Consider the following 13881-nt stretch of genomic DNA (forward strand, 5'->3'; position numbering starts at 1 on the left):
TAGGAACGGCAAAATTTTTTGCACTTCTATTGCTTCTTTATCACACATAAGCAAAGAAACAGGAGGTGTAGCATATGAATACAAAAAATGAAAAGAAACGGTTCCTGGAGATCGGCGGCGTACAGACGGTCATAGCGTCTCTGATCTGTATTATCCTTGGCCTTCTGGTAGGTTATATTGTGCTGCTGTGCATCAATCCGGCCGGAGCCTGGGATGCGATGACATCCATTTTAAAGAACTTCCTGTATTTCCCGAGACCGGAAGTTGCACTGGAATATTTCGGAAGCACCCTTGCCAAAACGGCGCCGCTTCTGATGTGTACCCTGTCCATCCTTTTTGCCTACAAAGTGGGGCTCTTTAACATCGGAGCTTCCGGACAGTACGCGGTAGGAGCAGGACTTGCCCTTTACCTGGCGCTTGCGTATCAGATGCCTTGGTATGTCTGCATGATCGCAGCCATGATCGGCGGAGGACTGCTCGGAGGAATCGCCGGAATTTTAAAGGCATACTTAAATGTAAACGAAGTTATCGCCGGAATCATGCTCAACTGGATCAGCCTTTACAGCGTCAACATGCTTCTGACGAACGTCAAGGAATCCAGTACGACCTATACAATGGCGCTTAAGACAAACAGCCCGGACGCCCTGATTCCGAGTCTTGGCCTGGACAAGCTGTTTTCTGACAACCGGTATGTGACGATCGCCATTCCGCTTGCAGTCATCATCGCCATTCTCGTATGGGTAGTCATGAGCAAGACAAAACTTGGATACGAATTAAAAGCAACCGGACTGAATAAAAATGCTGCAAAATATGCAGGTATGAAAGAAAAGAGAAACATGATCCTTACCATGGCGATCGCAGGATGTCTCGCAGGTCTTGGAGCTGCATTCCTTTACTTAAGCGGAATCGAGCAGTGGTCCTGTGCACAGACGGCAGTCCCGGCTATGGGATTCAACGGAATCGCGGCAGCCTTCCTCGGAGGCCTGAACCCGATCGGAAGTATTTTCTCAGCATTTTTCATCCAGCACATTACAAGCGGCGGATCCTATGTGGACAAGATGGTATACTGTGCGCAGATCTCCGATCTGATCTCGGCAATCATCATTTACTTCTGCGGTTTTGTATTATTCTTTAAATACTGCATGAACAGAAAAGCAAAGAAATAGGGAAGGAGGAAGAACATATGGCACTCTTATTACAATATACATTGATCTATGCATCAGTACTGATGCTTGTGGCCCTTGGCGGATGCTTTTCTGAACGAAGCGGTGTGATCAACCTGGGGCTGGAAGGGACCATGGTCATCGGTGCCCTCGGCGGCGCCCTGGTGATGAAGTATATGGGAGATCTTCCGGCAGCGCTGATGATTCTGGCGGTTGTCCTTGGAAGTGTGATCTTTGGTATGATCTACTCCCTTCTGCTTGCAGTATCGGCCATCAACTTCAAGGCAGACCAGACACTGGTCGGAACAGCCATGAACCTTCTTGGAACAGCGGCGGCCACTGTCATTGTCAAAGCAATCAATATGGGAGAAAATGTAAACAATGTTTCCTCTTCCATTCAGTATATCGATCAGAGGAAAGCATTCTCGGCATTTAAAATCGGAAACTTTGAAGTAAGCTGGTTTATGATCCTGGCTGTCATCCTTCTGATCGTTGCGCACGTGGTTCTCTATAAAACCCGGTTTGGACTGAGACTCCGGGCGTGCGGCGAGCATCCGCAGGCAGCGGATTCCGTTGGAATCAACGTATACAAAATGCGTTATGCGGGCGTCCTGATTTCCGGATTTTTCGGAGGTCTGGGAGGAATCGTCTACATCACAGCAGGTGTCAGCGAATGGAAATTTGAAAACGGTGTGGCAGGATTCGGATTCCTTGCCCTTGCGGTTATGATCTTCGGACAGTGGGAGCCGAAGCTGATCGGACTGGCAGCGCTTCTGTTCGGTCTGTTCCGTGCACTGTCCAACGTGTACTCCGGATTCGACATTCTGGAAGCACTCAATATCCCAAGCGCCGTTTACAACATGCTTCCATACATTATTTCCCTCGTGGTACTGGCTCTGTTCTCAAGGAACTCCAGGGCACCAAAAGCGGAAGGTATCCCTTACGATAAGGGACAACGATAACAGACGGAAATTCAGAGCAAGGAGAGAACAACATGGAACGATTTGCGATCAGAGGACAGATCTGCTATAGTGAAAATCAAAAGACAATCCGCACCATTGAGCATGGTTACGTTGTGTGCGAAGACGGAAGAAGCATCGGAGTATTTGAGACTCTTCCGGAAAAATGGAGCGGGATTCCCTGCCACGATTACGGCGACCGGCTGATCATTCCGGGACTGATTGACCTGCATGTCCATGCACCCCAGTACCCTTTCCGGGGACTGGGGATGGATCAGGAACTGATCGACTGGCTGAATACCCATACCTTCCCGGAAGAGGAAAAGTATCAGGATCCGGAATACGCAAAAAAGGCGTATGAAATTTTTATGGATGATCTGCTTCACAGCGCGACAACGAGATCCTGCGTCTTTGGCACCTGCCATCCGGACGCTACACTCTGGCTCATGGAACAGATGGAGGCGGCAGGACTTGCGGGATATGTAGGAAAGGTCAATATGGACCGGAACAGCCCGGAAAGTCTGTGTGAGGAAAGCGCCAAAGCATCCGCGGAAGCGACAGAGAACTGGATTCTGGCCGCGAAGAATCTTTCCAATGTCAGACCGATTCTGACGCCAAGATTTATTCCAACCTGTTCCGATGAATTGATGGAACGGCTCTCCGGGCTTCAGAAACAATACGATCTGCCGATGCAGTCCCATCTTTCGGAAAATTTAAGCGAGATCGACTGGGTAAAAGAACTGCAGCCAAAGGCGTCCTGTTACGGGGATGCGTACCGGATCCACGGCCTTTTTGGTGGGGACTGCCCGACCATCATGGCCCACTGTGTGTACAGCGGGGAAGAGGAAATACGGATGATGAAAGAACAGGGCGTCTTCGTCGCCCACTGCCCGGAATCCAATGCAAACCTCGCCTCTGGAATCGCACCGGCGAGGAAATATATGGAACTGGGGATGCAGATGGGACTTGGCACCGATGTGGCGGCTGGCTCCTCGATCTCTTTGTTCCGGGCGATGGCGATGGCCATCCAGTGTTCGAAGCTTCGGTGGAGACTCGTCGATCAAAGTCTGGCGCCCCTGAATGTGGAAGAAGTCTTTTACCTGGCGACCAAAGGCGGAGGAGCTTTCTTTGGAAAGGCTGGAAGCCTGGAAGAAGGGTACGAGTTTGACGCGGTTGTGATCGACGATCAGAAGATCCGAAACGCCCGTCCGCTTTCCGTTCGGGAACGGCTGGAGAGACTGATCTATCTGGACGGGGATGCCAGGGTGGAAGCAAAATATATCAAAGGAAAACAGGTAATCTGACAAAGCGGGCTTTTTGTGTGCCGCTGTACCAAAAGAGAACGGTAGGTGGGAAGGAATGGAAAACAAATATCTGGCAAAGATTCTGCCGTTTTTAAATGAGATTGAAGAGGACAGAAGAAAACAGTTTGAAGAGTATTTCCGGACAGTGCCCATGTGGCTGATGGACACCTTTGTGGTGGAAGAGCTGGAAAAAGGGACGGTTTTCGTACAGGAGGGAGAGCCTGCAGACATGATTTTCTTTATCGGGAAAGGTCTGATCAAAGCCACTGATTATCGGATTTACGGAATCAACTATGATTTTACTATGTTTGACAAGGTCTATGCATTCGGCGGAATGGAGGTCATCATCAATCTGGACAAGTACCAGACGACCCTCCAGACTGTGACAGAGTGTACGGTGCTAAAAATACCGAAAGAAGGGTTCAAAAAATGGCTGGATTCGGATATTGTTGCTCTCCAACAGGAGAGCCGGCTGATGGGCGAATATCTTCTGGAACAGGCCAGAGACAGCCGGATGCTTCTGTTTTTACAGGGAGCGGACCGGGTGGCATTCCTCCTGATGAAACGGTACCGCAAATATGCCCAGGGAGGCGTCCTGCGGATGAAGGGCGACCGGCAGGAACTGTCGGATTTCACGGGACTCTGTGTGAAGACGATCAGCCGTTCCATCAAGAAATTCAAGGAAAACGGGATGATTACGACACAGGGAAGCAATATCATGATTAACTATGAACAATACCGCAGAATGGAGGAGATGATCTCCGGAATTCTGGCGGAGGATTTATAAAAGGAGTGAATCAAAGATGGAAAAGAAATTACAGACCTGTCTTGCAAGTATTCGCGAAAAGACAGATTTCAAACCGGAAGTGGCATTGATTCTCGGAAGCGGACTGGGAGATTATGCAGACGGAATTCAGATTGAAACGACCGTGGATTACACCGAAATCGAGGGATTCCCGGTATCCACAGTAACAGGACATAAAGGACGCTTCGTCTTTGGAAATGTAGGAGATGTGCCGGTTGTCATCATGCAGGGCCGGGTTCACTATTACGAAGGTTACCCGATGTCCGACGTGGTTCTTCCTACCCGCCTGATGGGCCTTCTGGGGGCGAAAAAGCTGCTCCTTACCAATGCGGCCGGCGGAATCAACGAAAACTTCCGCCCGGGCGATTTCATGATGCTGACCGACCACATTGCCACAGGCGTGCCAAGTCCGCTGATCGGACCGAACCTGGACGACCTGGGACCTCGGTTCCCGGATATGAGCGAAGTGTACAGCCACAGAATCCAGGATGTGATCCGAAACGCCGCATCCGAGTGCGAGATTGATTTAAAAGAAGGCGTGTACGTTCAGCTTACCGGACCAAACTATGAGACACCGGCCGAAGTACGGATGTGCAAAATCTGGGGCGGAGACGCTGTCGGCATGAGCACGGCCTGCGAGGCAATGGCCGCACGCCATATGGGTATGGAGATCGGAGGAATCTCCTGCATCACCAACCTGGCAGCCGGTATCAGTAAGGAAAAACTGGATCACAAAGAAGTGCAGGAGACTGCAGACCGCGTTTCCAAAGACTTCAAACGACTGGTAACAAAGATTATCGAAACGATGTAGGACTGATTTCGAGAGACGGAAGAAAGGCGTGAATATATGGATATCAAAACAATTCCGAAACTGGATCTGCACTGTCATCTGGACGGCTCTCTGACAAAAGCCATGATCGAGCGGCATCTGGGAAAACCGATACCGGAGGATGCCCTGACGGTGTCGGAGGACTGCCGGAGCCTGACAGAATATCTGGAAAAATTTGATCTGCCGGTACAGTGCCTGCAGGACGAGGCAGGACTGGAAGACGGTGCGTATACCTTTGTAGAAGAGATCGCAAAGGAACATGTAGAATATATTGAAGTCCGGTTTGCTCCGATGCTTTCGGTTCACGAAAACTTAAGCTGCGCAAAGGTGATTGAGGCCGTGCGGAAAGGAATGGAGCGGGCGAAGACAGATTTTCAGGTACAGTACGGGATCATCGTCTGTGCCATGAGAAATCACAGCCAGGAGCAGAACCTGTCCATGCTGAAATGTGCAAGAGAATATCTGGGACACGGTGTCTGTGCCCTGGATCTGGCAGGGGATGAATCCGCATTCCCGACGGCAGAATTCCGTGATATTTTTGTAGAGGCAAAACGGCTTTGCATGCCGTTTACCATCCATTCCGGGGAGACCGGAAATCTGGACAATGTCCGGGAAGCATATGAACTGGGGGCAAGACGAATTGGCCACGGCATTGCACTTCAAAAAGATCAGGAGCTGATGAAAGCGTACGCAAATGCCGGAATCGGAGTGGAGATGTGTCCGACCAGCAACTTCCAGACTAAGGCTGCATCAGGATGGAGGGACTATCCGCTGCGCCAGTTTGTAGATGCAGGAATCAAGGTCAGTATCAATACAGACAACCGGACGGTCAGCGGCACAACCATGACAAAAGAGCTGACAAGAGTTTATGAGCAGTACGGTCAGGATGACGAACTGATTCTCACCCTGCTTCGCAATGCCGCGGAAACGGCATTTGACCCGGAAATCAAAGAGATAATGGAAACGAAATGGAAAGGGATATAAGATGGAAAAGAAAGAAATTTTGAAATATGTAGACCATACCTTGCTGACTCAGGGAGCAACCTGGGAGGAGATCCGCCAGATTCTGGACGACGCCATGAAATATGAGACGGCATCCGCCTGCATTCCGGCGTCCTATGTAAAACAGGCAGCAGATTATGTGGAAGGGAAACTTCCGATCTGCACCGTGATCGGATTCCCGAACGGGTACAGCACAACGGCAGTCAAAGTATTTGAAACAAAAGATGCCATCGAAAACGGCGCTTCCGAGATCGACATGGTCATCAACATCGGCTGGTTAAAAGATAAGAAATATGAAGAACTGGAAGACGAAATCCGCCAGATTCACGAGGCATGCGGTGGACGTATTCTGAAGGTAATCATCGAAACCTGTCTTCTGACCGAAGAAGAAAAGATCAAGATGTGCGAGATCGTCACAAAAGCAGGCGCAGAATATATCAAGACATCCACCGGATTTTCCACCGCAGGTGCAACTTTTGCGGATGTGGAACTGATGCGGACTCATGTTGGATCTGACGTCAAAGTGAAAGCGGCAGGAGGCATTTCCTCTTTCGATGACGCGGAAGAATTCATCCGACTTGGTGCGGAGCGCCTTGGAACAAGCAGACTTGTGAAAATCATGAAAAACAGCCCGGACGCAGGAGCCGGATACTAGAAGGAGGAGACAGCGTGAGCACCCATATGATGATAGAGCTGGTCGGGTATTTCGGATCCGCCCTTGTGCTGGTATCCTTTCTGATGGCCTCGGTGGTCAAACTTAGGATTATCAACATGGCCGGCGGAGTGATCTGTACGATCTATTCTCTGGTAATCCATGCATATCCGACGGCAATCATGAATACCTGCCTCGTTCTGATCAACTTTTATTACCTGATGCGGCTCCGGAAAACAGAGAGGGCTTACGATGTGATCGAGGGAAAGCCGGAAGAATCCATGCTGCATTATTTTGTGAACCGGTATGCGGCAGATATCCAGAAATACTTTCCAGATTTTGATACAATATCAAAGACAATGCAGGGCTGCAATGCTGCCTATATCGTCTGCCATGACACTGCTCCGGCAGGAATCCTCCTCGGAAATCGGCGCCCGGATGGAGAGCTGGATGTGATACTGGACTATTCCACGCCGGCATACAGAGACTGCTCAGTCGGGACCTGCCTGTATTCCAGGCTGAAAGAGCAGGGAATACGGAAGCTGACCTTTGCCGGAACACCGGGGCTCCATGAATCCTACTTACAGACAATGGGATTTACAAAAGAAGAAGGGACTTACGTCAAAGAACTGGATCAGGATAAGAAATGATTCAATCCATATTAGAACGGGCGAGACAATAATTAAGCAAAAATAACTGTTTTCAAAACAATGAAAGACCAAGGATAAAAGACCTCCGGGATGTACATTGAGAGATGTGCACTTCGGAGGTTTTGTTTGATGTTGACATACATAGAGTTGCATGGAAACATGAAAATAAGGAATCCGGAGGCCAGGTGGAAGATCACACTCCTCATCTGTGTTTAGATGGGGATTTATGATATAATACGTGTAGAGAAATTCATAGTGGAGAGGAAGGACAGAAGGTATATGTTATCAATGTGTGGTGTGGATTGCTGCGGTAAATGTGCCAGAAAAGAAGAGTGCGGCGGCTGTGTCAAAACAGAGGGACGTCCTTTTGGAGGAAGGTGCATTGCAGCGGAATGCATTAAAAAAGGTGGTTTTGAGGCGCTTAAAAAAGCAAAATGTGATTTGATCGATGAAATCAATGCGCTTGGGATTTCGGATCTACATATAGAAGATCTGAACTTGCTGAATGGATTTTATGTCAATTTAGAATACCCGCTTGCAAATGGCCAAAGTGTAAAACTGCTTGAAGATAAAAATGTATATTTCGGAAATCAGGTGGAAATACCAGGAAGTGAAAGTTGTTACGGCATGGTAGCAGATGAGGAATATCTTCTTGTGTGTGAATATAAATGTAACGGAACTGATCCGAAAATCATCTGTTATAAAAAGAGGGAAAATCGGATCTGAAAACTAGTCATAAATAAATAAGAATACACACTCTTTAGTTTAAGAGGAGGATGAAAGATGACGACAGAAGAATTGAGGGCTGTCTGGGAGAAGGAAGAAGAAATTGCTCATATCCATGGATGGGATTTTTCACATATTTATGGAAGATACGAAGAAGAAAAGGATTTGCCGTGGGATTATCGAAGGATCGTTGAACAGTATTTGACAAAAGATGACGAGCTTTTGGATTATGATACTGGAGGCGGAGAATTTTTACTTTCTCTTCATCATCCTTATGTGAAAACCGCAGCAACGGAGGGATATCCTCCAAATGTGCTTTTGTGTAAGGAAACTTTGGAGCCGCTTGGGATTGATTTTCAAGAATGCAATGATCCATCTGATATTCCTTATGCAGATGCTTCTTTTGATGTCATCATTAACCGGCATGGGGACTTTGATGCATCAGAATTGTACAGACTTTTGGAGAAAGGAGGCGTGTTTATTACTGAACAAGTTGGCGGGGAGAATGACCGGGATCTGGTCGAAATGGTGCTGCCGGGGACGCCGGAACCATATCCTCATCTAAACTTGAAAGAGCAGCGTAAAATATTCGAAGAAGCGGGATTTCAGATTTTGAAGGCAGAGGAAGCATATAGATCGATTGTTTTTTATGACGTAGGGGCCTTCGTATGGTTTGCACGCATCCTGGAATGGGAGTTTCCTCAATTTTCTGTCAGCCGATGCTTCCCACAACTATTGGAAATGCACAAGAAAATTGAAAAAGAGGGAAAAATAGAAGGAACCATCCACCGGTATTTGATCGTTGCAAAAAAGTGATGCGTACAAGTTGAGGAGGAAAACAGTGATCTTATATTTTACAGGAACAGGTAACAGCGAATACGTTGCAGAAAGAATTGGAAGAGAAGCAAATGACGAGGTCATAAATCTGTTTGAAAGGCTGCGTGAAAAGGATTTTACAGAAATACATTCTGAGCGCTCCTGGGTAATCGTCACGCCGACATATGCGTGGCGGATTCCGCGCATTCTGCAGGAATGGATGAAAAAGACGAAACTATCAGGGAGCCGGGATATTTATTTTGTCATGACTTGCGGAACCAATATCGGGAATGCCGGAAAATATTTGAAATCTCTGTGCAGAGAAAAAAGACTGCGATATTTTGGATGTCTGGAAGTGGTTATGCCGGAAAACTATATTGCTTTGTTTAAAACACCGACAGAAGAGGAAGCGTTAAACATTATCAGACGGGCAGAAAAGAGCATTGAAAAAGCGGCTGCTAAAATTAAAAATGGAGAGAAATTTCCGCGTATTTCTGCTTCAGCTGCAGATAAACTGAGCAGTGGTATTATAAATGATCTGTTTTACCCTCTGTTTGTTCACGCCAGAAAATTTTATACGACCGATTCGTGCATTTCCTGCGGAAAGTGCCGGGAAGTCTGTCCGCTTCAAAATATTCGCATGAACAATGGAAGACCGGTATGGGGTAAAGATTGTACGCATTGTATGGCATGTATTTGCAGATGTCCCAAAGAAGCTATCGAATATGGCAAACACAGCAGAGGGCTCCCGCGGTATACTTTCCCAAAAGAAAAAATTTTATGGTAAAGATTGCTTAGTATCAATAAAGGAGACAAAGAATATGGATAAAAAGATTGCAGTAATATTTCCGGGAATCGGATATCACGTAGATAAACCACTTTTGTATTACAGCAGAAAACTGGCAGTGCAGTATGGATATGAAATTGTCTGCGTCCAATACGGCACACTGCCTTTCGGCATCAAAGGAGATGCAAAGAAAATGTACGCTGCTTACGAGATGGCTCTGGAAAATGTGGCAGATCAGCTTTCCAAGATAGACTTTGCCGCGTATACGCATGTGCTGTTTATATCAAAAAGTATCGGAACAGCGGTGGCTGCATCCTACGATGCAAATAAGGGAATTGGAGCAGGACATGTCTATTATACACCGGTGGAGGCCTCTTTTCAGGCGATAGGAAAGAGAGGAATCGTATTTCATGGAACAGGCGATGACTGGGCGAAGACAGATGTCATTGTCGAGGAATGCCAAAAAAGAGGATTGTCTCTTTTTTTGACGGAACATGCAGATCATTCTATGGAGACCGGGGACGCACTGAATGATCTGGAAATCATGAAAACGATCATGAAGGAAACAGAAGAGTATATCAAAGGATTTTCCAATAATAGGGAAATGCTTAAAAATACGTTGTAAGCATGACAAAGCAAAAGAAATAAGCATTAGACACATAAAAATACAGGTGCTATATTGTAGATGTCCGAGAGGGCATCTATTTTTTTCAGGAGGTGTCGGCAATGAACTTATATGAAACAGATAAAGAGTTTATGGAAATTTTTGAGCGGTTTGCTTTTGAGGAAGTTGTCCATGAAGAAGGGCAGGAACTGGAAGATCAGACGAGATACATGGCGATCCTTGCCGTGCTGATTGGATGCCAGGGACAAGAGGTATTCCGAATGATGCTGCCAAAGGCAATGGAAAATGGAATCACACCTGTGATGGTAAAAGAAATTGTGTATCAGGCGGCGGATTATGTGGGATTTGGGCGTATGCTGCCATTTCTTGAAATCGCCAATGAAGTGATGGAAGAAAAAGGAATCGAACTGCCTGTGGAGCATCGGGGAACAACGACCGAAGAAAACCGTCTGGAAAAAGGTGTGCAGGCGCAGGTTGATATTTTCGGAGAGCATATGAAAGAGGCATGGAAAGCAGGACATATCAACAAGTGGTTGGCTGCAAACTGCTTTGGAGACTATTATACGAGAAATGGGCTGGATCTGGCACAGCGGGAACTCATTACTTTTTGCTTCCTTATAGCACAGGGGGGATGTGAACCTCAGGCAATCGCCCATGCAAAAGGAAATATGAATATGGGAAATGATAAAGAATTTCTGATCAAAGTTGTCTCCCAGTGTGTTCCGTATATTGGTTATCCAAGAAGTCTGAACGCCATATCCTGTATTGAAAAAGCAGCAGAGTAGACAGATGATAAAACGTTGGGTTTCTCTATAAATTGGCAAGGTGTAAAATCCTTGCCTTTTTTGTTGTGCAGTTGACGAGAGATACAAAAATATATATAATTATATTATATAAACGATTTATATAAAATGATTATAAAGAGGTAACATTTATGCCAAAACAGAGAATTACAAAAGAAATGGTTGTCAATGCTGCTTTTGAAATAGCGCGAAATAGCGGAATGGAACAAGTTATGGTAAAAAATATAGCGGATAAGATAGGCTGCTCTGTGCAGCCTATTTACAGCTACTGCAAAAATATGGAAGGATTGCGCAGAGATGTCGTTGAACAGGTGGGTGTCTTTATCCAGAACTATGTGAGAACCCATATTGATAAAGAGGACTTGTTCCGCAGTACCGGCAGAGTCTATATTCAGTTGGCAAAAGAAGAGCCGGCGCTGTTTCGCATATTTATTTTGCATCAGAGAAATGGGATTTCTTCTCTGGACGATTTATACAGAAAGGAAACAGATCCTCATGTTGCCGAATTTATTGCCGGTCAGCTGAACATAAGCACGGACAAGGCAAAGCGGTTACATCTGAATATGCTGATTTATACGATCGGGATTGGTACAATTTTTTCGGTTACTGAGCCGGGAATTTCAGCGGATGAAATATATACGCAGTTAGAAGCTGCTTATGAGACATTTTTAAAGCAGGCACTGTATGCTTAAGGAAGCGGAAAGGAGTTCGTTATGAAAAAGGGGATTATCATTTATCGGTCTAAGTATGGGGCAACGAAAAAATATGTAGACTGGCTAAAAGAAATGACGGATTTTGATTGTGTAGAAGCATCGAAGGTTCTTGTCGATGATGTGGCAAACTATGAAATGATCGTTCTGTGCGGTGGCATATATGCTTCAGGTATAGCGGGATTGTCGGTTTTAAAAAAGAATATCGGGAGATGGAAACAAAAAAAGATTGCAATATTCTGCGTGGGAGCTTCCCCGTATGATGAAAATGCCTTTGGAGAGATCAAAAAACATAATCTAAAAGATGATTTAAAAGGAATCCCTGTTTTTTATGGCCGAGGAGCCTGGGATGAAGCCAAAATGACATGGAAAGACAGAACTTTGTGCAAGATACTGCAAAAATCGATTGCAAAAAAAGACCCAAGTACATACGAACCGTGGATGCAGGCGCTTATGTGCGCGGTAGGGCAAACGTGCGACTGGACAGATAAAAAATATCTGCTGCCGCTGATGGAATATTTGCAAGGGTAATTTACAAACAACATTTGTTTGATTACAATATTCACAGGATTAGGAGAAGAAAGCGAGGAAAAATTATGACAAATAAAGATATCCTGCGGATTGCAATGGAGCAGTCGGCAGCAGACATCAATTGCAAAGCGTCAGATTTTCTCTGTGAGCACCATGTCGTTGTCACATCCTGTGTGGGCGAGAAAGCACGAAAATATTATAGAGAACCGATTGCCTGTAATTTGGTCTCCTATGGAAACAATATCGTGGCATCGGTGCGGGAAGAATATAAAGATATTGTGGAAGAATACATAGGAAGATACGAGTTTTATCATTGTTTTGAAACACCAAATATGCACTGGCTTGAGGAAAGGCTGTCAAAGAGAGGACAAAAAGTATGCTTTATGGCAGAATATTATTTGCCGGATGTTGAAAAGCTGCGTGCGCTGCCTTGTGATTATGAGCTGAAAGTTTTGGAACAGAAAGATTTCGCCGAGCTGTATCAGCCACAGTGGGCAAACGCCTTATGTGAAGACAGAAAACAGCTGGATGTTCTGGGGGTTGGCGCATATGATGGCGGCAAACTGATTGGACTTTCGGGGTGCTCCGCCGATTGTGATACAATGTGGCAGATTGGTGTAGATGTACTGCCGGAGTACAGAAGAAAAGGAATCGCATCTTCACTTACCAGCACGTTGGCGGAAGAAATATTAAAAAGAGAAAAAGTTCCTTTTTATTGTTCGGCATGGTCCAATATCAGATCTGTGCGCAATGCTGTCAAAAGCGGTTTTCTTCCTGCGTGGGTGGAAATGACAGCAAAACCTGCAGAGATGGTAAATGAAATGAATCGGCAATAATTTGTCGATTTTCGGATAACAATAGCGAAAGGAGAAGGGCGGTATGTTAAAAGCGAAACCAACGACACATTTGACAGGGATTAATATACAGGGTGATTTTGGAGATTTTTACAGATTAGTAGACAGTATTCATCGTATGACAATAACGGAAGAAGAGCATATGGATGTTTACTACGGAGTAAAAAATCGTCTGCTTGGAATCTGCTATGACATTCGTCATGCATTTATGGGGGACCGTGATATTGTGTTGGAAGATAATGGAATGAATCAGGAAATCATGAAATGGCATGAAATGATCACGCCCACGCAGAATGTATACTATAGTGTGAATATATTGTTCCCGGAAGCTATTTTTGTAGCTGTGACGATTCCAAAGTTTTATCAGCTTTCGGCATGCTATTATGGACGCCGTTCGCGGTGTGCAGATATGGGGCTTCCTCCAATTCCATATGGATATTATCTTGAGGATAAGGCTAATTTGAATTTGTTGTGTGCGGTAATATGGCAGGCACTCGGGGAGGTTATCGGAGATGAAGAATTGGAAAAAATAATTCGCCTTGCGCAGAATTCCCATGAGGATTACATTAATTACGTGACACAGTATGTTGATAAATGTAACGTTGAGTTATTAACTAAGACTTCCCACACCAATAAGGTGTGTTGAACCTTGAAAGTTCAATATT

At 45.7% G+C, this 13881-nt stretch carries 17 protein-coding genes; all 17 read left to right on the plus strand.

The annotated features are described in order from the left end of the window. The first annotated feature begins 74 nt into the window (after positions 1-74). The 17 genes from ACLROL_RS11335 to ACLROL_RS11415 all read left to right on the plus strand — a co-directional run bounded on the left by ACLROL_RS11335 (position 75) and on the right by ACLROL_RS11415 (position 13862). Positions 75-1166: an ABC transporter permease gene (locus ACLROL_RS11335; RefSeq protein WP_087201269.1), complete on the plus strand. Its 1092-nt coding sequence runs from the start codon at positions 75-77 to the stop codon at positions 1164-1166. Positions 1167-1183: 17 nt separating this feature from the next. Further along, positions 1184-2125 carry an ABC transporter permease gene (locus ACLROL_RS11340; RefSeq protein ID WP_087166857.1) on the plus strand — a complete coding sequence of 314 codons (942 nt, stop codon included), beginning with the start codon at positions 1184-1186 and terminating at the stop codon, positions 2123-2125. 32 nt (positions 2126-2157) lie between these two features. Further along, positions 2158-3426: an amidohydrolase family protein gene (locus ACLROL_RS11345; RefSeq protein ID WP_413067857.1), complete on the plus strand. Its 1269-nt coding sequence runs from the start codon at positions 2158-2160 to the stop codon at positions 3424-3426. A gap of 55 nt (positions 3427-3481) precedes the next feature. After that, a complete protein-coding gene (locus tag ACLROL_RS11350) occupies positions 3482-4213 on the plus strand; it encodes a Crp/Fnr family transcriptional regulator (protein WP_087166859.1) in 732 nt (243 codons plus the stop codon). 16 nt (positions 4214-4229) lie between these two features. Then, positions 4230-5042: a purine-nucleoside phosphorylase gene (locus tag ACLROL_RS11355; protein WP_221920118.1), complete on the plus strand. Its 813-nt coding sequence runs from the start codon at positions 4230-4232 to the stop codon at positions 5040-5042. A 36-nt stretch (positions 5043-5078) separates the two neighbouring features. Further along, the gene (gene add, locus ACLROL_RS11360; RefSeq protein WP_413067858.1) at positions 5079-6044 is read left to right on the plus strand and encodes an adenosine deaminase; all 966 of its coding nucleotides are present in this window, start codon (positions 5079-5081) and stop codon (positions 6042-6044) included. 1 nt (position 6045) lies between these two features. After that, positions 6046-6717 carry a deoxyribose-phosphate aldolase gene (deoC, locus tag ACLROL_RS11365; protein WP_413067859.1) on the plus strand — a complete coding sequence of 224 codons (672 nt, stop codon included), beginning with the start codon at positions 6046-6048 and terminating at the stop codon, positions 6715-6717. Between the two features lie 14 nt (positions 6718-6731). Further along, positions 6732-7364, plus strand: coding sequence for a hypothetical protein (locus ACLROL_RS11370; protein ID WP_413067860.1), 633 nt, complete (start codon positions 6732-6734; stop codon positions 7362-7364). Positions 7365-7643: 279 nt separating this feature from the next. Beyond that, a complete protein-coding gene (locus ACLROL_RS11375; protein WP_221920124.1) occupies positions 7644-8090 on the plus strand; it encodes a DUF3795 domain-containing protein in 447 nt (148 codons plus the stop codon). Between the two features lie 57 nt (positions 8091-8147). Beyond that, positions 8148-8906, plus strand: coding sequence for a class I SAM-dependent methyltransferase (locus tag ACLROL_RS11380; protein ID WP_413067861.1), 759 nt, complete (start codon positions 8148-8150; stop codon positions 8904-8906). A gap of 25 nt (positions 8907-8931) precedes the next feature. Continuing rightward, complete coding sequence (locus ACLROL_RS11385) at positions 8932-9693, plus strand: EFR1 family ferrodoxin (RefSeq protein ID WP_413067862.1); 762 nt, start codon at positions 8932-8934, stop codon at positions 9691-9693. A gap of 34 nt (positions 9694-9727) precedes the next feature. Next, positions 9728-10318 carry a hypothetical protein gene (locus ACLROL_RS11390; protein ID WP_413067863.1) on the plus strand — a complete coding sequence of 197 codons (591 nt, stop codon included), beginning with the start codon at positions 9728-9730 and terminating at the stop codon, positions 10316-10318. Positions 10319-10419: 101 nt separating this feature from the next. Then, the gene (locus ACLROL_RS11395) at positions 10420-11103 is read left to right on the plus strand and encodes a carboxymuconolactone decarboxylase family protein (RefSeq protein WP_087201251.1); all 684 of its coding nucleotides are present in this window, start codon (positions 10420-10422) and stop codon (positions 11101-11103) included. Positions 11104-11252: 149 nt separating this feature from the next. Further along, the gene (locus ACLROL_RS11400) at positions 11253-11813 is read left to right on the plus strand and encodes a TetR/AcrR family transcriptional regulator (protein WP_087212606.1); all 561 of its coding nucleotides are present in this window, start codon (positions 11253-11255) and stop codon (positions 11811-11813) included. Positions 11814-11834: 21 nt separating this feature from the next. After that, entirely contained in the window at positions 11835-12362 is a 528-nt protein-coding gene (locus tag ACLROL_RS11405) for a flavodoxin domain-containing protein (RefSeq protein WP_413067864.1), read from the plus strand. A gap of 65 nt (positions 12363-12427) precedes the next feature. Further along, positions 12428-13198: a GNAT family N-acetyltransferase gene (locus tag ACLROL_RS11410; protein ID WP_087201245.1), complete on the plus strand. Its 771-nt coding sequence runs from the start codon at positions 12428-12430 to the stop codon at positions 13196-13198. Positions 13199-13241: 43 nt separating this feature from the next. Continuing rightward, positions 13242-13862 (plus strand): DUF6904 family protein, encoded by a 621-nt coding sequence (locus tag ACLROL_RS11415; protein ID WP_413067865.1) that lies wholly within the window; start codon positions 13242-13244, stop codon positions 13860-13862. Positions 13863-13881: the final 19 nt, after the last annotated feature.

Origin of the sequence: Sellimonas sp. (genome assembly GCF_047234585.1) — a bacterium.
Lineage (GTDB): Bacteria > Bacillota > Clostridia > Lachnospirales > Lachnospiraceae > Sellimonas > Sellimonas caecigallum.